Source organism: Vibrio paucivorans (assembly GCF_054053395.1).
Map to the genome: position 1 here is coordinate 368,287 of NZ_CM133230.1, position 19,319 is coordinate 387,605.

The 19,319-nt window shown below is 44.2% G+C and carries 17 protein-coding genes; all 17 read left to right on the forward strand.

Annotated features, from left to right (window positions below):
- The first annotated feature begins 126 nt into the window (after window positions 1–126).
- The 17 genes from csrD to ACXABW_RS01910 all read left to right on the forward strand — a co-directional run bounded on the left by csrD (window position 127) and on the right by ACXABW_RS01910 (window position 19,308).
- On the forward strand, window positions 127–2,133 hold the full coding sequence (gene csrD / locus ACXABW_RS01830) for an RNase E specificity factor CsrD (protein ID WP_457523715.1): 2,007 nt from the start codon (window positions 127–129) through the stop codon (window positions 2,131–2,133).
- A gap of 13 nt (window positions 2,134–2,146) precedes the next feature.
- Window positions 2,147–3,586: an MSHA biogenesis protein MshI gene (locus ACXABW_RS01835; protein WP_457523716.1), complete on the forward strand. Its 1,440-nt coding sequence runs from the start codon at window positions 2,147–2,149 to the stop codon at window positions 3,584–3,586.
- Window positions 3,583–4,227, forward strand: coding sequence for a type II secretion system protein GspM (gene gspM, locus ACXABW_RS01840; protein WP_457523717.1), 645 nt, complete (start codon window positions 3,583–3,585; stop codon window positions 4,225–4,227). Before ACXABW_RS01835 ends, gspM begins: the two co-directional genes overlap by 4 nt.
- Entirely contained in the window at window positions 4,220–4,546 is a 327-nt protein-coding gene (locus ACXABW_RS01845; RefSeq protein ID WP_457523719.1) for an MSHA biogenesis protein MshK, read from the forward strand. The genes gspM and ACXABW_RS01845 overlap by 8 nt, the downstream gene beginning before the upstream one ends.
- A gap of 14 nt (window positions 4,547–4,560) precedes the next feature.
- Complete coding sequence (gene mshL, locus ACXABW_RS01850; RefSeq protein ID WP_457523720.1) at window positions 4,561–6,207, forward strand: pilus (MSHA type) biogenesis protein MshL; 1,647 nt, start codon at window positions 4,561–4,563, stop codon at window positions 6,205–6,207.
- A gap of 5 nt (window positions 6,208–6,212) precedes the next feature.
- The gene (locus tag ACXABW_RS01855) at window positions 6,213–7,055 is read left to right on the forward strand and encodes an ExeA family protein (protein ID WP_252029293.1); all 843 of its coding nucleotides are present in this window, start codon (window positions 6,213–6,215) and stop codon (window positions 7,053–7,055) included.
- Window positions 7,055–8,137 carry a tetratricopeptide repeat protein gene (locus ACXABW_RS01860; RefSeq protein WP_457523722.1) on the forward strand — a complete coding sequence of 361 codons (1,083 nt, stop codon included), beginning with the start codon at window positions 7,055–7,057 and terminating at the stop codon, window positions 8,135–8,137. The genes ACXABW_RS01855 and ACXABW_RS01860 overlap by 1 nt, the downstream gene beginning before the upstream one ends.
- Window positions 8,127–9,851, forward strand: coding sequence for a GspE/PulE family protein (locus ACXABW_RS01865; RefSeq protein ID WP_252029297.1), 1,725 nt, complete (start codon window positions 8,127–8,129; stop codon window positions 9,849–9,851). The genes ACXABW_RS01860 and ACXABW_RS01865 overlap by 11 nt, the downstream gene beginning before the upstream one ends.
- Before the next feature lie 7 nt (window positions 9,852–9,858).
- Window positions 9,859–11,082 (forward strand): type II secretion system F family protein, encoded by a 1,224-nt coding sequence (locus tag ACXABW_RS01870; RefSeq protein ID WP_252029299.1) that lies wholly within the window; start codon window positions 9,859–9,861, stop codon window positions 11,080–11,082.
- A 14-nt stretch (window positions 11,083–11,096) separates the two neighbouring features.
- Window positions 11,097–11,549: an MSHA biogenesis protein MshF gene (locus tag ACXABW_RS01875; RefSeq protein WP_457523724.1), complete on the forward strand. Its 453-nt coding sequence runs from the start codon at window positions 11,097–11,099 to the stop codon at window positions 11,547–11,549.
- An 80-nt stretch (window positions 11,550–11,629) separates the two neighbouring features.
- On the forward strand, window positions 11,630–12,187 hold the full coding sequence (locus tag ACXABW_RS01880) for a prepilin-type N-terminal cleavage/methylation domain-containing protein (protein ID WP_252029302.1): 558 nt from the start codon (window positions 11,630–11,632) through the stop codon (window positions 12,185–12,187).
- 34 nt (window positions 12,188–12,221) lie between these two features.
- Window positions 12,222–12,698: a type II secretion system protein gene (locus tag ACXABW_RS01885; protein ID WP_457523726.1), complete on the forward strand. Its 477-nt coding sequence runs from the start codon at window positions 12,222–12,224 to the stop codon at window positions 12,696–12,698.
- A 136-nt stretch (window positions 12,699–12,834) separates the two neighbouring features.
- Entirely contained in the window at window positions 12,835–13,305 is a 471-nt protein-coding gene (locus tag ACXABW_RS01890) for a type II secretion system protein (RefSeq protein ID WP_457523728.1), read from the forward strand.
- Window positions 13,302–13,871, forward strand: coding sequence for a type IV pilus modification PilV family protein (locus ACXABW_RS01895; protein ID WP_457523730.1), 570 nt, complete (start codon window positions 13,302–13,304; stop codon window positions 13,869–13,871). The genes ACXABW_RS01890 and ACXABW_RS01895 overlap by 4 nt, the downstream gene beginning before the upstream one ends.
- Window positions 13,871–14,560, forward strand: a complete 690-nt coding sequence (locus ACXABW_RS01900) for a PilW family protein (protein WP_457523731.1) — start codon at window positions 13,871–13,873, stop codon at window positions 14,558–14,560. The genes ACXABW_RS01895 and ACXABW_RS01900 overlap by 1 nt, the downstream gene beginning before the upstream one ends.
- Entirely contained in the window at window positions 14,550–14,993 is a 444-nt protein-coding gene (locus ACXABW_RS01905) for an MSHA biogenesis protein MshP (protein ID WP_457523733.1), read from the forward strand. Before ACXABW_RS01900 ends, ACXABW_RS01905 begins: the two co-directional genes overlap by 11 nt.
- Window position 14,994: 1 nt before the next feature.
- Window positions 14,995–19,308, forward strand: a complete 4,314-nt coding sequence (locus ACXABW_RS01910) for a DUF6701 domain-containing protein (RefSeq protein WP_457523735.1) — start codon at window positions 14,995–14,997, stop codon at window positions 19,306–19,308.
- The last annotated feature ends 11 nt before the right edge of the window (window positions 19,309–19,319 follow it).

Genomic DNA, 19,319 nt, shown 5'->3' on the forward strand with positions numbered 1-19,319 from the left:
AAATATCAAAAAAAGCCGCGGATTCCGCGGCTTTTTTATATAGTTTGTATATTGTGGTGATTTTATTGTTGCCACGGATTATCACGGTAAATTCTTGAAACATGTTGGAAAAGGAATTCTGATTCGATGAGGTATACCCCTACCTTAAAGCTAAGCACCCGTTTAGTTGCCTTTGTCACGATAATTGTGGTCAGCGCGACATTTATCTTATTTGTCGGCGGTACGCTTACCTTTAAGAGAATTGGTCAAGAATATCTTCATCATTACCTAGACGGCATAGTCGAAGTGGTTGATAAAGAAATGGAAGATCCAGATGCAGCCTATTCAATGCAGCGTTGGATGCCCAAGATGCTGCAAGCTTCCAATATTGTGGAAATGCGGCTGTACTCTAATGCTGGCATGATCTATCGCTTTAAAGATACCTCTTCACGTGTAGACGCCACTCGGCTGTATGAAAAAGAATATTCTCTTGAGCGCAATAGTGGCTATCGAATCGTATTTAAAGCTGTTCCTCCCTATCTAGGATATAGCTACTCATTTGAAGCGCTATGGTCAATCACGCTCGCTTTTGCTTTGATCACCTTTTGTTTGGTGAGAGGGGTCAAGTGGCTGAAAGAGCAGTTGTTAGGCTCTGAATTGTTAGAGGAGCGAGGGCGAATGATCTTAGCTGGGCGGGTAGAGCAGTATGCTAAAGGTGACTTAAAAGAGTGGCCTTATACCGCCAGTGAAGCGCTGGATGTTTTAATTGAAGAACTCCAAGATGCAAGGCAAGAGCGTAGTCGTTTTGATACCTTCATTCGCACTCAAACTTTCCTCGATAAATTAACGGGTACTGCTAACCGAGTGCTGTTTGACAGCAAGCTTGAATCGGTGCTGCACGAAAGCGGATCACATGGTGGTGTATTGCTTATTCGGATTGATGATTGGGATGACATCAAAGATTCGAGCAGTTTGAAAGTCGCTAATGACTTCGTGGTCGAAGTCGGTGAAGCTCTATCCAACGTCATTCAACGTTATCCTGATGTGTTGCTCTCTCGCTATTACGAATCAGACTTTGCCGTATTTCTCCCGCATCAAAATAATAAAGAAGTGTCGCATATTGCATCCAGCTGTATGAAGCAGCTGGAGAAGCTAGATCCACCCGCTCCACTAGAGCGGGATAATTGGTGTCATATGGGAGTGACCATGTTCAGGGAAGGTGAACGCCAAGGCAAGATTATGGATGAAGCTGAGACCGCGGTAAAAAGTGCGCAGTTACAAAGGATCAATACTTGGACTAAATTTAATAAGGTAGACGTTGTTCAGGAAGATCGCGGAAGTGTTCGTTGGAGAACTTTATTCGATCAGGTGTTGACGGTCGAGAAGATCAGAATATTCGTTCAGTCATGCTACTTACTTGAAGATGGGAATCTAGATAAGCTTCACCTCGAAACATTCGTACGAATAGATGATCCTGAAAAGGGATTGCTAAAAGCGTCAAGATTTAATGCCGCGATAGAATCTGTCGGATATCAAAATATCGTTGATCGTTCTGTATTTTTGAAAATGGTGCAATATGTGAAGTTGTCCCAAGAAAAAATATGTTATTCTATAAACCTTCATGTTGAACCTTTTGATAGTAAAGAATATTTCAAATGGTTTAGAAATGAGTTGTTACAACTGACCACACAGCAGCGGGCACGATTAACTATAGAATTCGCTGAAGGACGCCTAGTTAAACACTTAGATTACATGCGGCCAGTCGTCAAAATGTTGACTGGCTTAGGGTGTACGGTCATCGTTGGCCAAGCGGGAAGAACAATAGTTAGTACTCACTATCTAAAAGATTTGAAAGTGGGCTATTTGAAGTTACATCGCAGCCTGATAAAGCGTATCGATCAACGCGATGAAAATCAGTTATTTGTACGAAGTATCTTAGGAGCTTGCAGTGGCAGCAAGACCAAAGTTATTGCTGTTGGAGTTGAAACGAAAGCAGAGAAACAAACTCTCATTGATCTTGGTATACATGGTTTCCAAGGGCGTTTGTTTGAAGCAGAATATGACCTGTTTGAGCAACCGGTAGTCGAGGCTAAGCCAACAGCTACTGTAAGTCAGATTAAGCCAGGGCGACGAAATCGCTGGCGGAAGAAGTAAAGTAAATGGCCAAATGAACATAAAAGCATTCATTGAAAAATTAAAACCAGCCGCAGCCGCAGATACTAGTTTGTATGCGGTTATACAGCCTGACGCAATCTACTTTTCTCAATTTGGCGAAACCCAATTAGAGAGTGTTAAGCTAGAAAACGGTAATTGGCAATCTCTCCTTTTCGATGAACTTAAAAAGCATCATGTTTCAGGTGTTACGCTCAATATTGTTCTTAACTCCAACTTATATCAAACCTATCAATTAGATACGCCAAATCTACCTCAAGAAGAGTGGTCAGTAGGACTGCCTTTCCTGCTAAAAGATCTTGTTACTGAAAAAGTGACAGAGATAGTGGCTGATGCGTTTCATTTACCGGGTAACAATAAAATCCAAGCGCATGTGGTGAAAAAAGCGCTGGTTTTAGAGCTTGTTCAGGGCCTGTCGGCGATAAGCTGTAAGTTAGGCTCTATCTTGGTTGAAGATGATGTTTGGGGTAATGCTGGGGAAACACCCCTGAGCTTTCTTCTATTGCAACGTAGTCGGCAGGGTAGTTATAAAATTAGTGCCTACCAAGATGGAAGAAGTGTTTTTCATCGTACGATTCGAAATGTAACCGCACCTCTAACCGGCGTGGCTAGCTCGGTTCTTCAGCTTGACGGCATGGCATTGGAGCTGCAACGTTCAGTAGATTACTTATCCTCTCAGCTCAAAGGAGCACCACTGCACCTACTTAAAGTGTGTTGTGATGACGAAGAACAAAGCGAACTTGTTCAAGCGCTTGATGAACGTTTGAACGTAAAGGTGACGCCTTTAATTGAGGAGCCTTTGTTATCGGGTGAGATACTAGCCGCTGCAACACTCGACTTGCCAGATGGAAATATTAACTTATACCCAAGCCACCTTCGCCCTAAGAAAGATTATTTTACTTTCCAGAATGTTGCCGCTTGTTGGGGGATTTCCGCCACACTGCTTCTAGTGACTTCATTTTATTTCCAGTACCAATCTAGCCAGCTCTCAAGTGAATTGAAGGTATATCAGTCGCAGGCAAGCGAACTGAGTGGAGAGAAAGCCAAGTTACAAAAAGAGCTAGGGGCACATTTACCTTCACCAGATAAAGTGGCTGCGATCGCGCGACTCAAATTGGAAATACAGGCTAAACAAGACTCGCTACAAGCGATTGGTGATTACGATCGTTCTTTACAGCAGGGGTATTCCGGTGTGATGTCTTCATTGGCGAAACTGGGGCGTGAAGACATATCTCTCAGTAAAATTTATATCGGTGGCAACCAGCTAGACTTACAAGGATTAGCGCGTGACGCTAAAACAGTGCCGAATTGGATCAATCAGTTTAAGCGCGAACTTGATCTCGTTGGGCGCACTTTCGAAAAATTAAAGATAGGCCGAAATGAAAGCGATGTGGTTACTTTTGAATTATCGACTCGTGGAGATGTGAATCGATGAAGCAAGCTTGGCACCAACTTTGTGAGAAGTTCGCAGCGCTTTCTGAAAGAGAAAAGTGGCTGATTAGCTTATGTGGTTTAGTAGCGGTAGTGCTTGGAGTGTTCACTTTGCTTCTTGAGCCAGCGATGCAATCTGTTGCTTCCCAAAAGCAACAAATTCAAGCAAAAAAACTGGAAGCGCAGAATTTACAAGGAGATATCCTCCTCTTAACCGCTAAGCTGAAAAAAGATCCTGATCAGGAAGTAAATACGGAATTGAAGAAGCTGCTCAGTGAAAGCCAGAAGCTATCAAGAGAGCTTTCTTCGGCCGTTGAAGGACTAATTTCACCCACCCAAATGAGTGAATTGCTGGAAAATGTATTGGCCAAAAGTGACAAGCTTCACTTGGTTTCACTTGAATCTATGGGCGCTGAGTCGATAAGTAAGAACAACAGCACCAATGTTGGATACTTTGTTCACCCAGTTAGGATTGAATTAACTGGTAGGTACTTTGATATTCTGGAGTACCTCAAAGCGCTAGAGAGCCTACCATTAAAATACTACTGGCGTAGCTTCCAATACCAAGTAGAGGAATATCCTCAGGCTAGGCTTATTATGGAAGTGTATACATTAGGCGCACGTAAGGAGTTTATAGGTGGTTAGATACTTTGCCTTCGTATTAGCACTACTTGCACCTTTAGGGTATGCGTCCCAGGACCCTACAGCGCCACTGGGCTGGGAAAAACCTAACTCAACACAGCCTTCGGCGAAGAAGAAAGTGGTGTATCGACTACCAACTTTGAACAGTATTGTTTGTGTGAAAAGTGACTCATGTTACGCGACATTGAACAATACTGTGGTGGAAAGTGGCGATAGAGTGAATGGTTATCAAGTTACTCGTATTACCGATGAAGTTGTCACAGTTGCTCGCGACAGTAAGCAATGGAATTTAGAACTTTTCTCGTTAGATATTAAAAATTAGGGTATTAGCAACTCATGCGTAAAATTGTATTGGCTATCACCATCGCCTCGCTAGCAGGTTGTTCTATGGGGCATCGTGATCCTGTAGAAGCGAAAGCAGCGTTAAATGAAGCGATTAACGAGACCAACAGCCGTAACTTACAAGAGTTACCGCCTTCTGTTGAAGCAGACCTTATGCCAGATATTGATGGTGTAAGCTTAAGTTCTACTCAAACCGTTAAGCGTTTTCGTATCCGGGCAGACGATGTAGATGCACGAGCCTTCTTTACTAGCTTAGTGAAAGGCACGGAGTTTAGTGTCGCCATTCATCCATCAGTACAAGGGCGTATCACAGTCAATTTGACCGATGTTACCTTGGATGAAGTGTTATCCGTTGTACAAGATATGTACGGATATGATGTCGAGCGTAAAGGTAAAGTTATCCAAGTTTACCCTGCCGGTTTACGTACTGTGACGATTCCTGTCGACTATCTACAGCTTAAGCGCAGTGGGCGCTCACTCACTGCAATTACCACTGGCACTATTACCAATACGGATGACTCTTCAAATAATTCGTCATCTTCATCCAGCTCTTCTTCGAGTTCCTCTTCTAATAGCTCGTCAAACAGCTCCACGACTTCCAGAGGTGGTACTGAAATAGAGACCACGAGTGAAAGTGATTTCTGGCCTCAATTGCAGACTGCTGTATCGCAGTTGGTGGGCCAAGGTGATGGGCGTAGTGTAGTCGTGACTCCTCAAGCAAGTGTAATTACGGTGCGTGCATATCCGAATGAAATTCGAGAAGTGAGAAACTTCTTGGGTATTTCTCAAGAAAGGCTACAGCGTCAGGTTGTCCTTGAGGCCAAAATTCTGGAAGTTACCCTAAGTGATGGCTATCAACAGGGGATTAATTGGTCCAATATTTCCATGGGAGATGGAAAAGTGGTCATTGACCGTTTGGGTGATACGACCTCGACCCTACCTGGTTTAGATGCCATCGGGAGTTTATTGAATGGGCAGACGAACGTGACCATTTCCGATGGTAGTTTTAGTGCCGTGTTGAGTTTTATGGATACTCAAGGGGATTTGAATGTGCTGTCTAGCCCAAGAGTGACAGCAGCTAATAACCAAAAAGCAGTAATAAAAGTCGGTACTGATGAGTATTACGTAACAGATTTTTCTAGCGTAGTTGGCTCTGGTGATAACTCAGAACCTGCTCCTGATTTTGAACTGACACCTTTCTTCTCTGGCATTTCGTTGGATGTTACACCTCAAATTGACGATGAAGGAAATGTGCTGTTGCATGTTCACCCAGCAGTTATCGAAGTTGAAGAGCAGATGAAAGAGATACGCTATGGCAGTGAAACCGATGTGATCACTTTGCCATTAGCGCAAAGCTCAATTCGAGAATCAGATTCGGTTATCCGAGCTCGCGATGGCGATGTTGTGGTGATTGGCGGCTTGATGAAGTCGAGCACTTATGATCAAGTATCAAAAGTCCCGTTCTTTGGTGATATCCCTGCGCTTGGTCACTTATTCCGCAACACCACTGAGCTAACTCAAAAAACAGAACTGGTTATTCTACTGAAGCCAACGGTTGTTGGGGTTAACACCTGGCAAAAAGAACTCGGCCGTTCACGTGATTTACTCCAAGAGTGGTTCCCTGAAGAAGAGTCTCAATAAGCTTTATGTACATAGAGCACTTTGGTTTTGATGGCTATCCATTTCATTTAACCCCAAATACCAGTTTATTTTTGGGGTTAGAGCCACATTATGAGGCGATTCAAACTGTCATCGCCGCGCTCGATATGGGCGAAGGTGTTATCAAAGTGACAGGTGAGGTTGGTGCTGGCAAAACGATGGTGTGTCGTATGCTGATCAATCAACTGAAACAAGATATTCAACTGGTTTATCTGCCCAACCCAGCCCTTTCTGGGCATGAGCTTCGCCAGTCCGTTGCTCGTGAGTTAGGTGTTGAAGTGCTCGATAGCACTTCCATTGTGGATGATATTCAAAGCCAACTGATTGCTCTGTCGCAAGCGGGTAAGAAAGTGGTTGTGATTGTAGATGAGGCTCAAGCGTTATCGGATGAAGCATTAGAAGTGCTTAGGTTGTTCGGCAACCTAGAAACAGAGCAAGCAAAGCTATTACATATCGTTTTGTTTGGTCAACCAGAGCTTGATGAGCGCCTAGAGCAACACCACCTAAGGCAATTTCGTCAGCGAATTACATTTAACGCCAAACTTCGTGCTCTGACGGTAGCGGAATGTGTGACTTACATTGATAGCCGACTGCATAAAAGTGCATGTCAAGTTAGCCTTTTCACGCTCAGCCAAAAAAAAGCCATCTGGCGTGCTAGCTTAGGCAACCCACGCTTAATCAATCAAATCTGTCACAAATCTTTGATTGCAGCGTTTAGTGCGCAAGCAAAAAACATCAACAACAACCATATTTATAGTGCAATTCACGACACTTTTGACTGTAGCAAACCCAAGTTTAAATCCCCGGTATTATGGGGTTGGAGTGATTAATGAGTGCGATAAATCAGGCGCTTTCTAAATTGGCGAATAAAGACAGTGAAGCCGCGGCAAGTATTGAAAAGGCGCAAGTGGCTAACATCAAGCAACGTTCAGTTTTGCCTTGGATCGTTGTTGGCTTTGCACTGAGCTTAGCTATGGGAGGTTGGGCGGTTTCACAGCAGGCCGAACAGGTTGTGGTCACTTCAGTTGAGCTTGTTTCCTCGCAGGTTGTCACACCAAACGAAGTGACTACTCAGGTCACTCTGACAGACTCACCAACGTCGAAAATGATCACTGAACCGAGTGCGACGATTTTTACGCCTGAAGTAGTTAAGCCGGTTAAGCAAGCCCCGACTAAAACGGATATTGTCGTTCAGCCAAAGTCGATTGCAGCTAAGAGTAATGATCTTCCAAAGGTTGAACCCAAAAAGCCGATGTTAGTGGCTAAAGTGTCGAGCCAGCAGCCGTCGTCGAATATGATTGTGGAACAAGTCGAACTCACTCCAAAGCAACTCGCTGCCAAGGCGCTAGAAAGAGCTAAAAAAGCCGTTGATAGCAATAATGTTGATGAAGCGCTTCGTAATTACACCGAAGCGCTTCGCTATACCCCGTATGATGAAAATGCCCGCCAGCGTCTAGCTGCCTTGTATTACGGTAAAGGCAACGCACGCAAAGCATTCGATATTTTGCAAACGGGCATTAAGCTCAACGAAGATGGGGAAACCTTACGTATTGCGCTGAGCAAAATGCTGGTGAAAGAGAGCCAGCAAGAAGCCGCTCTAACACCGTTGGTTCATTTACCAGATAACCCAAGCCTAGAGTATTTGTCTTTAAGAGCCGCGCTTGCCCAGCGTGCAAAGCAGGATGCAATTGCCCTAGAAACTTATCAGCAGTTGGTTTTGATCCAAGAAGACAATGCACGTTGGTGGTTAGGGCTTGCCATTCAACAAGAAAGAAATTTGGAGATGTCTCAGGCTAAAACCTCCTACCAGCAAGCATTGAGTAATGTAGGTTTATCGCGTCAGTCGCAAACTTTTGCCCAAGACCGTTTGAAACTTCTTCAGTCTTTAGAGGATACCAGTAGTGCAAATTAAACTTCGTAAACGCCTCGGGGACTTATTGGTTGAAGAGGGTATTATTACTGAAGCTCAGGTCGAGCAAGCTCTAGGTGCTCAGAAGAGCACTGGGCGAAAGCTCGGTGCGACTCTCATTGAGTTAGGTTTCTTATCTGAGCATCAGATGCTGAGCTTTCTTTCTCAGCAGCTTTCTCTACCGCTTATTGATCTTGGCCGTGCAGCTATTGACGTCGATGCGGTCCAAATACTCCCTGAAGTACATGCTCGTCGATTGAGAGCATTAGTCATCGGCCGCAATGGTGACACGTTACGTATTGCAATGAGTGATCCTGCGGATCTATTTGCTCAAGAGGCATTATTAAGCCAGTTGCCACAATATGGTCTTGAATTTGTCATCGCACCAGAAAAGCAGTTGGTCGATGGGTTTGATCGATACTATCGCCGCACTAAAGAAATCGCTTCATTTGCTGAGCAGTTGCAAGCAGAGCACCAAGTGAATGACGCGTTCGAATTGACGGCAACGGAAGAAGACAGCGATGAAGTCACGGTTGTAAAACTGATCAATTCTTTGTTTGAAGATGCTATTCAAGTCGGTGCGTCTGATATTCATATTGAGCCGGATGCCAATGTTCTGCGCTTGCGCCAACGTATTGATGGTGTCTTGCATGAAACCTTACTGAATGAAGTTAATATCGCCTCTGCCCTTGTTCTGCGTCTCAAACTTATGGCTAATTTGGATATCTCTGAAAAACGTTTACCACAAGATGGTCGTTTTAATATCCGAGCTAAAGGGCAGTCGGTTGATATTCGTATGTCGACCATGCCAGTTCAGTTTGGTGAATCGGTGGTAATGCGTTTGCTAAACCAGTCTTCAGGTATTCGTAAACTTGAAGAATCCGGCATACCGGATGACTTACTTGTGAAGCTCCGCCGTCAGTTAAGACGCCCACATGGGATGATTCTGGTCACCGGTCCAACAGGTTCGGGTAAAACTACCACTCTTTATGGTGCGTTGAGTGAATTGAACTCCCCAGGTAAAAAAATCATTACTGCTGAGGATCCGGTTGAGTACCGCCTACCACGTGTTAACCAAGTACAGGTTAATCCAAAGATCAACTTGGACTTTTCTAGCGTTTTAAGAACTTTCCTACGTCAAGATCCGGATATCATTCTTGTCGGTGAGATGCGAGATCAGGAAACTGTAGAGATTGGGCTACGGGCGGCATTAACTGGTCACTTAGTGCTGAGTACTTTGCATACTAACGATGCGGTAGACAGTGCGCTTCGTATGATGGACATGGGGGCGCCGGGTTATCTTGTTGCAAGTGCCGTCCGAGCGGTAGTGGCACAGCGTTTAGTGCGTAAAGTGTGCCCAGACTGTAAGACAAGCGACAATATTGATGATGCACGTAAGCAGTGGTTATCGGTACGTTTCCCAAACCAAACGGAGTCTGGTTTTGTGAAGGGTAGTGGTTGTCAAAACTGCAACTTAACCGGTTACAGAGGGCGTATCGGTGTGTTCGAGATGCTTGAATTAGAGCATGACATGATGGATGCATTACGGGCTAATGACGCGGTAGGGTTTGCTGAAGCGGCCCGAAACTGTAAAGACTATAAACCGTTACTGGCTTCTGCTATGGAGCTGGCTCTTCAGGGGGTTGTGAGTCTTGATGAAGTTATGAACCTTGGAGAAGGGGATTCGTCTGGCATAAGCCAAGCGATTCTGATGTAGGGACTGTATGCCAACGTTTCAATACCAAGGTCGCAATTTAGATGGCAGCAAAGCAACGGGGCAAGTTGATGCGCCTACGGAGGAGCTTGCTGCAGAAGCTCTAATGAATAAAGGCGTTATACCCACCTCCATTGTGGTGGGAGGAAAAGGCTTTTCGTTCGACCTTGACCTGAAAACTTTGATTACTCCTGCAGTTCCGCTCGAAGTGTTGGTGATATTTTGTCGCCAGTTGTTCAGCTTAACCAAAGCGGGTGTACCTTTACTGCGTTCGATGAAAGGGTTAACGCAAAACTGTGCTAATAAGCAGCTGAAAGAAGCGCTTGAAGAAGTCGTGACCGAGCTGACAAATGGTCGCAGTCTTTCTGGAGCAATGCAGCTCCATCCTAAGGTATTTAGCCCGTTGTTTGTCTCTATGATCAACGTGGGGGAAAACACAGGTCGACTCGATGAAGCTTTGATGCAGTTAGCGAGCTATTACGAGCAGGAAGTGGAAACTCGCAAACGAATCAAAACGGCAATGCGTTACCCAACCTTTGTGATCAGCTTTATTGTCATCGCTTTGTTTATATTGAACGTGAAAGTGATTCCACAGTTCTCTAGTATGTTTGCCCGATTTGGGGTTGATTTACCGTTACCAACGAGAATTTTGATTGGTATGTCTGATTTCTTTGTGAATTATTGGACAGTTATGATCGGAGTAATTGTTGGGCTGATGTTTGCTTTTCGTGCTTGGGTGAATACAGCGAAAGGTAGGGAACGTTGGGACCGGTTTAGGCTACGAATGCCGATTGTGGGAGACATAGTCAATCGCGCACAGCTATCTCGTTTTTCTCGCACTTTTGCATTGATGCTTAAAGCGGGGGTACCGCTAAATCAATCACTTGCCCTGTCGGCGGAAGCTTTGGACAACAAGTTCTTAGAAGGCCGATTATTGGAAATGAAGGCAGCGATTGAAGCGGGTACAGCAATCTCATCGACCGCAATTAACAGTGAGATTTTTACGCCGCTCGTGATTCAAATGATTTCGGTAGGTGAAGAAACTGGCCGTATTGATGAATTATTGCTGGAAGTCGCTGATTTCTATGAGCGAGAAGTAGACTATGATCTTAAGACACTGACAGCTCGAATAGAGCCTATTTTATTAGTCATTGTTGCGGGCATGGTGTTGATTCTAGCGCTGGGTATTTTCCTGCCAATGTGGGGAATGTTAGATGCGATAAAAGGTAGCTAGCATGGGAACACGGCGTGAACAGTGAGCGGGCTAGATTTGTAGTTTGGCTGGTTTTAATTCTTTTGCTAGTTATTGGCTTTATGAGTCAGTTTAGAAAAGTAGAACAAGAAGCCACGGACACCGCATTTATTGTTGCGAGCAAGCGCATTCTTGAAAGGGCGAGCAACATTAAACAAGAGTGGATTTTGCAAGGCCACCCAAGTGAATTACAAGTCGCTGGTGAACGATTGGCAATCAGTCAGAATGGCTGGGTGTTGCCTATAGTTAATAAAGGTCAGGTAGATTGTTCATATTGGTTGAGCGTCCTTTACCCTGAAAATCAAGAATTTGAACCGTATTCAACAAAAAACAATGATGTTGATAGCGTTAAAGATTACACTTGTGAATATATATATGCAGAACAAAAAGTGCTCAGAATACAGTTGATTAATAAAAAGTTCTCGGTAAGTGTCAAATTTATTACTTAGCAGGATATTTGACGGAGAACAGGTAGCGAGTTACCAAATTTTACGTATAATACGCCATACGAAATCGTGAGTAGAACAGCATGAAAATGAAACAAAGTGGCTTTTCTTTAGTTGAGCTAGTAGTAGTGATAGTCGTTGTTGGGTTGTTAGCCGTTGCGGCACTCCCTCGCTTTTTAGATGTCACGGATGAAGCTAAAAAAGCCAGTATTGAAGGTGTTGCTGGGGGCTTTGCTACAGGGGTATTGTCTGCGCGAGCTCAGTGGGAAGCGGAAGCTCGTCCACAAGACAGTACTAATACCTACAATACGGTAGACTACGACGGTGTGGATTTTTGGTTAACCAGCTCTGAATTAGATTCAGACTTTCGCGATGGTTACCCAATCGCTTTGAACAATACTGGCTCTGATTATCCCGATGCCGTGACGGATGGCGCGTGTATCGATCTGATGGAGAACCTGTTACAGAACCCGCCTCAGGTAGGCACTGTATCAGAAGCGGAATCAGATTCTAATATCAAATACTCAGCGCAAGCGAATGGGACAGACTCAACATGTACTTACGTACAGAAAGAAGGGACGACTGACCATGAGTTTGTGTATGAAATTAAAACGGGTCGTGTGACCGTAACATTGCAGTAACCCTGCATGATTTAACCATAGAGAGAAATAGACTATGAAAAAACAAGGCGGTTTCACCCTAATCGAACTAGTGGTGGTAATTGTTATTCTAGGTATTTTGGCTGTAACGGCTGCACCTCGTTTCCTTAACTTCCAAAACGATGCACGTAAATCATCGCTGCAAGGCTTGAAAGGTGCAATCGATGGTGGTGCTGGTATTACTTATGGTAAAGCAGCGCTTGAAGGTATTGAGACAGAGAGTTCAGCAACGGATACTACCGAAGGTATTGAGACGATCTTTGGTTACCCTACGGCAACTACTGATGGAATAGGTGAAGCGGTAATTGGACTGTCTTCTGACTGGTTCTCTGCTGCCTCTGGCGCGGATCCTGCTGCTTATTACATTACATTTAAGAATGATGATCTAGCAGATGCATCGGATGTGGTTGATACTAGTTGCTACGTAACATATACCGAAGCGAGTGATGCGACGACACCTTATACTGCATCTGTAGAAGATTCAGGTTGTTAATATCCTCAAAATACTATTAAGGCCAGCGTTTGCTGGCCTTTTTTATTAACTATTTCTCAATCAGTTAGCTGTACCCTAACTTTAAATTTTCGGTTGGTTTACACTGATACAAAGGGGTTAAAAAGGGCTTTGATGCATGCGGTCGTCTTTCTATAGAGCTGGTTTTACTTTAGTAGAGTTGATCGTGGTTATTTTATTAATCGCGATTGTCTCACTCTATGCTTCAAGCAGATATATCGGTGTGTCTAGCGTTTCAGCTTATGCCATTCAAGACCAAGTTATCTCTGTGATTCGTCAAGTGCAAGTTAATCGCATGCAGTCTAATGTCGACTCTAGTGAGGAACACTTTGAACTAGCCCTGCAAGCAAGTTGTTTAGGTTCAGTGGATGCGTGTTCGGGAACGACCGCTGGACGAAGTGATGTGGTTGACGGTGATAATATTAGTTTTTCCTCAACACCTTCTACCTCTGTTGTGACCTTTGATTTGCTCGGTAATCCAGAGAATGCTGCTAGTGCAGGAGTCAGCATTTTAATTTCCGGTGGTCGAAGCCAAGCATCCGTTTGTATTAATGAGCAAGGTTATGTGTACGCGGGAGCTTGCCAATGAAGACTTATCGCGGCTTTACTCTGATTGAAAGTATTGTGGCAATGGTGGTTATTGGCTTAGCTATGGTGATGCTCGTGACGATTTTGTATCCGCAAGTTGAACGATCAGCAGCGCCACATTACCAAACCAGAGCCACTGCGCTAGGCCAAAGTATGATGAGCCAGATCCTTGCTCGAGGGTTTGACCATAACAGTGACCTTGACGGTGGTACAGTGAGGTGCGGAGAACCTGATGACGGCAGCAACGATTGTACAACCACGATGGGTACCGATGGCTCTGAGTCTTCCCCTGAAGACTTTAATGACGTGGATGACTACCTAGGCTGTTGGCAAGGGAGTAATAGCTCTGATTGTGAAGGCGTGACTCCCGTATATTCTTTAGAAAATATTCTTGGCTCAGATGTGTCTAGTCAATATCAGAATTTCACTGTGTTGGTGGATGTCTTTTATGTTGATGATGACTTTGAACAAAGTAGTTCTGTGACTTCCTTAAAAAAAGTCCACCTAACCGTAAAGGCTGGAAAGTGGGGGGATTACGAATATACAGCTTATAGGGGGAACTACTGATGAGACCGCTAGGGTTCACTCTTATAGAAATGATTCTAACCATTATCGTAGGCTCGATAATTGTGCTGGGTATTGCTGGTTTTGTAGAGCTAGGCGCGAGTGGTTATGCCGATACGGTTGATAGGCAGCGCTTGCAAACCCAAGCTCGTTTTGTTCTCGAGAAACTGTCGAGAGAAGTCCGCCACTCTGTGCCTAATAGTATTGAATCAGACAGTGACTGTTTGTCTTTTTATCCAATAGATTATTCTGGCTTTTACTCGGTCTCTGCAGCCGATAACTTAAGCCTTTCTTTTATTGTCGGTAATGAAACACCCCCTAGTGACTATTCAGGCTACTCCATGGTCATAAATCCAAGTCGACAGAGCGATCTCACCGATCATGGTATAGCGTTATCGGGGGCCAGCAGCACGATTACCTTAAGTGAGCCGCTAGATAGTGAGTCTATTGCTAATAGGCACTATATTTATAGTGAACTGGTTACCTATTGTTTTGATTCTTCTGCAAGCCGCATTACCCGTGAAGTTAACAGTAATAGCGTTCAAGTTGCCGATAGTGTTGAGTCTGCAACGTTTAATTACTCGGAGCCGACCTTGCAAAGAGGAGGCATTGTCCACATTGGGCTTACGCTTAGTAACAATGGTGAGAGCAGTAACTTCCAACAAGATGTGCAGGTGCTGAATGTTCCCTAGAAGAAAACGGCAAGTAGGTAACTTGTACATTGTTAGCGTATTTGTATTGGTAGTGATGGGGTTCTTAGGCGCCAATCTTGCTCGAATTGAATGGTCGAATAGTGACAGCCTAACTCGCGATGCGCTTGGTACACAGGCATGGTTTGCAGCGCATTCTGTTAATGAATTAGTGCTGACTGATATGTACCCGCTAAATGCATCAGCCGCAGTATCAACGGTGTGCGCGTCTATTCAAGGCGGAACATATACCAACGCTGGGGAGCTAGTCGCGACCTACCCTAATTGTGGAACGGTAACGGTTGAGTGTCATGATGTAGACAATAACAGTACAGACTCAGAGCTGGATGGCTATTATCGAATAGAAAGTGCCGTTGTTTGTGGTACTGGTATTAATCAAGTTCAAAGAACGCAAGAAGTGTGGGTCAAGGAGTAGCATGAAAACCGTCAGTCGTATCCTGTCATTGTTCCTATGGGTTATCCCCTTTTTAAGTTATGCGGATTACTCTTCGGAGCAGTGTGAAACTTTGCATGCCAACGATGACTTTTCTGTTTGGTTTAAGTTGGACCCTGCAAGTTTAGAAGAAACGGTTTTTGCGACGAAGCGAAACGGGCGTGATCCGGTTCCAATATGGACTAATAACGATTCAGTTGCAGGCGCGACGATTACTGATGATGAGACCGAGGATGGGCATTTCTACGATGTTTGGTTAACTTATGAAACCGTAAGTAATAAATCAGGTTTGCTGACTTATTACTTATCTGAGAGTGGGACCTTTCGTGAAGTAGACAGCCAAATTGCGGACTTATCTGACTTATCTGCAGCCATTGCGGTCGATGGTGATGAAGTAGAAGAACTTAAGTGTGATGATGACCTTGAACAGCCTCCAATTGACCCAGGTTATTCACTTGATGCTCAGTATGAATTTGGCACTAAGCAATGTAGCAGTATGCCTTGTACGATTAACTTCAATAATAGCTATTCATATGCACCGCTCGTCTTCGTTATGCCGACAATAGATCCCTCTGAGCCGGATGATGACAAGCCTGCAACACTTGTGATTACGTCTGATTTATCAAGCAGTTCAACCTCTGTCACTATTGATCAAGATGTCGTTAACATTCGACAAATCCCCAATACTGTGCAGATGACCGAAGTCAGTTACTTAATTATTGAGCCAGGGGTTGCTGATTTTAATGGTCACACTGTTGTTGCCGGGTATGTAGAAACGGACGAAACAAGTGGTAAGTTTGGCGCCAATGGTAACGAAAGGGTGGATTACAGTGACTTTGGCTACAGCGGTTTTTCTAGTAACCCTGTCGTTTTGCATCAAATTCAAACCCGTAACAATGGCAACATATGGACGACGTCGGGAAAAGTTCGTCGAACGAATGAGCGAACGTTTGTCGATTTGTTTATAGAGCTAAGTGCGTCAAACAATAGTAACCGAGACTATGAAGACGAAAAAATCGCGTTTGTCTCAGCGTTGGCGACGAACACTCCGATTGAGGTTGATGATTACCAAGTACAATTTTTAAGAGGCTACGATACCCCGAGCCAAACAGGTTCAGATCCTATGCTTGATGGCTGTGAAGATAAATACGCTTTAACCAGTTTGGACTTAGTCGATGGTGTGATTGCGAACAAGCAAGAGCGTGCTGGAGGACATGGTGGGTGGGTGCGTCGTTGTAACATTGATACTAGCAGGATTAGCTTTGTTATCGACGAAGATTTTCGTGATAGAACTCATATACCAGAAGAAGTAGGGTATTTCGCGTTTGATAAGAATGAACTAGAAATCGATTTGTGTCAGTACTTCCCTGAACCGGCCCAAAGCTGGAAAAATGGCAGTCTACTCAACATGCAAAATAGTGGGAGTGTGATTTCTGGATGGTCACAGACATTTATCGATAATAACTTAAGCAATGGTGCGTTGACCGTTGGTTTTGACAATATGTCTTACCATGCTGGTTTGGACGGAGCCTGTGATGTCGGAAGTTGTGATTCAGGTGGTGATAAAGTTGATACACCATTTACTATATCTCCAAGCTTCGACAGTAATGTCACTTTGAGTATTGAAAAGTCTAACTATGAAAGCGTCTGTGATGGTACCTACTGCTCTTACACCGATAATGGTGGTAATGATGTCACTATCGATATTTTGTCCTCATTAAAGAATCTGACCGTTAATGCATACGGGATTAGTTTTACGGTCAGGTTTGAAGATCTCGGCGGAACATATGGGACAGAGGTTCAGAATTACAACGCGGGTGGCGATGTAGAAACCTACTTTACGCAAGCAGGTGTTTATACCTTTGGTGATATGACTTTTTCCGCTGGTGGTTCGATGAGTTTTGAGCAAGGCGTCACTATATTGGTCGAGAATTCATTTCAACAAAATAACTCCATGGAAATGAATGACGTTGAAGGTTTGAAAGATCTGATTATATATGGCCCGACAGCTGATTTCGTATTTAACACTCCAATCGGTGACTTTGCTGCTCAAATTCTTGGCGACAATATCACGTTTAGTAATGCAATTACGCTTCGAGGGGCTATCACCGCCAATAATCTCAATATGTTGACCAGTAATATCAATATTATTGGTGAAGGAGCTTGTCTAACGCCGGCACCTTCTAATGACTATGAGCTAAGTTTAACACCTGAAGTTGATATCGCATTGAGTTGTGAAGCGCAGCGTATTGAATTCCAAGTTCTCGATGAAAATGGTGATCCTGCAGACGACTATTCTGGGAGCATTCTGGTTACCTACTCATCTTCTGCCTCCCTGTCTGTTGTGAGAGGGAGTGGCTCTAATGGAGTTTATCAACCTAATAGTTCTGGTGAGCTCTGGTTTGATGTAACAAATCAAGGAGTGGGAGATATTGAGATCTCTGGAGAATTGAGCGACTCGAGTAACGACACTTTGGTCAGCGGTGATTACACGTTTGTTGCCAATAAATATCAACTTACCCCAGCATCGGCCACTGCCATAGCTGGGAAATCATTTACTACGACCGTGCAACCTATGGAATGCCGAACTTCAGATAGTGGTTTAACCGTACCTGTAGTTTCAACAGGTTATCTTGGAGACAAGACGCTCTCTGCTTCTACGACTAATTACACTCAGCCTACTAGTGCTGATGTTATTAATAGTCAAGCTATTGAAATAAAAGACGAAAGTGATACTGGCTATACCTCTATTCCTAGTGATTCGTTTGTGCTGAAGTTTACTGCCAATGCCGACGGAGAAGCTGAGGCAACAATGGATGTGAGGTATTTGGAGGCAGGGCAAGTTTTCTACCGCTTATCTGGTACTGAGTGTGTGATAGACGAAGATGGTGACGAGCAGTGTAAAACGTACAGTGGCACACAAGTAATTAATGCTAGGCCATGGACTTTTGCTGTATGCAGCGATGACAGTGTTGATGGTACAAGTAGCTCTGGAAGTGGTTACTTAGCAACGGGCAGTGAGTTTGGCGTTAAAGTTAAACCTATTATTTGGCAGTCTAATGGCAGTGAAACCGATGACATTGATACTACCAGTCTGTGTTCCGTTACGGTAACAGAGAACTTTTTTGCAGCGTCAGCTCCAGCTGCAACGGTTGAAATTACTCACACCCTAGGTACACCTTCTAGTGGGAGGGATGGTAATTTAACCGGCACTGTTTCCAAGGCTAATACTGATAATGAACAAGGAAATAACTATTTAGAGTTTGACGACCTTAGTTGGGATGAGGTGGGGAGTGTTTTAGTGCAGGCAGACACTGCTTCCACTTACCTAGGTATGAATGTCAATTTAGGCTATCGCTCCGTAGGGCGCTTTTATCCAGCTCAATTTAGTGTAGTCGGGACCACGTGGGATTATGCCGACAATCAAACGTTTGAATACATGGGGCAACCATTTGATGGTTTGGAGTTTACTGTCGAGGCGATGGGGCCGAATGGTGAGCCGTTGCAGAATTATGTAGGTTTTGCTGATGCTTATATAGCTAGGTTTAACATTATTGAAAACAGTACAAATGCGAGCCGTTTCGTCTCCCCTGAGTTAGAGGCCGGTGACTGGGCACTTGAGAGTGAACGATCGATCGGCACCTTTGATAACGATAAAGTGTCGGACTGCACAGATAGTATTTGCTGGAGTAAACGCACCGACTTTGAACCTGATGGCCCGTTTAATCACAGTGGCGATGATGAAACTAATATTATTTTAGATGCATTCGATAGCAATATAGATCCTGTTACTTATTCTACAGATGGTGAAGTACTCACTACACAACCTGATATCCGCTTTGGCCGAATTCGTCTGAGTGATGTGGGCGGTGAACAAGGCTCAGATATTACCGTCCCATTAGCTGTGGAATACTGGGATAGCTCCCAATTTATTGCCAACTCAGATGACAATAGTACGGAGTTTGATGGGCTTCATTACTGTATGGAAGCGATTTGGCCAGACAATAGTGACAACGCATCCCTTGCAGGGAGTGAGCAAGTATCAAGTGGCGAGTCTCGCGAGCTTTATGCGACTCAAGATACATCGATTAGGGAGCAAGTGAGATTGTGGCTCACGCTTGATAGCGATGGCTTGCATTGTACCGGAGGCAGCTCTAATGAATTGCCTTGGCTGAGGTACAATTGGGATACCGAAGACAATGCAGAGGAAGATCCTTCGGTTGTGGTTACATTTGGTGTTCACCGTGGTAACGACAAAGTGATCTACCGAGGGGAAACAGGGCTAACCGGGCAGTGATTATGGTAAAT

Coding starts and splice junctions, on each gene's coding strand:
- ACXABW_RS01880 (WP_252029302.1), top strand. CDS start 11,630: ATGAAAATGAAACAAAGTGGCTTTTCTTTAGTTGAGCTAGTAGTAGTG.
- csrD (WP_457523715.1), top strand. CDS start 127: ATGAGGTATACCCCTACCTTAAAGCTAAGCACCCGTTTAGTTGCCTTT.
- ACXABW_RS01910 (WP_457523735.1), top strand. CDS start 14,995: ATGAAAACCGTCAGTCGTATCCTGTCATTGTTCCTATGGGTTATCCCC.
- mshL (WP_457523720.1), top strand. CDS start 4,561: ATGCGTAAAATTGTATTGGCTATCACCATCGCCTCGCTAGCAGGTTGT.
- ACXABW_RS01885 (WP_457523726.1), top strand. CDS start 12,222: ATGAAAAAACAAGGCGGTTTCACCCTAATCGAACTAGTGGTGGTAATT.
- ACXABW_RS01860 (WP_457523722.1), top strand. CDS start 7,055: ATGAGTGCGATAAATCAGGCGCTTTCTAAATTGGCGAATAAAGACAGT.
- ACXABW_RS01905 (WP_457523733.1), top strand. CDS start 14,550: ATGTTCCCTAGAAGAAAACGGCAAGTAGGTAACTTGTACATTGTTAGC.
- ACXABW_RS01895 (WP_457523730.1), top strand. CDS start 13,302: ATGAAGACTTATCGCGGCTTTACTCTGATTGAAAGTATTGTGGCAATG.
- ACXABW_RS01870 (WP_252029299.1), top strand. CDS start 9,859: ATGCCAACGTTTCAATACCAAGGTCGCAATTTAGATGGCAGCAAAGCA.
- gspM (WP_457523717.1), top strand. CDS start 3,583: ATGAAGCAAGCTTGGCACCAACTTTGTGAGAAGTTCGCAGCGCTTTCT.
- ACXABW_RS01855 (WP_252029293.1), top strand. CDS start 6,213: ATGTACATAGAGCACTTTGGTTTTGATGGCTATCCATTTCATTTAACC.
- ACXABW_RS01835 (WP_457523716.1), top strand. CDS start 2,147: ATGAACATAAAAGCATTCATTGAAAAATTAAAACCAGCCGCAGCCGCA.
- ACXABW_RS01900 (WP_457523731.1), top strand. CDS start 13,871: ATGAGACCGCTAGGGTTCACTCTTATAGAAATGATTCTAACCATTATC.
- ACXABW_RS01890 (WP_457523728.1), top strand. CDS start 12,835: ATGCGGTCGTCTTTCTATAGAGCTGGTTTTACTTTAGTAGAGTTGATC.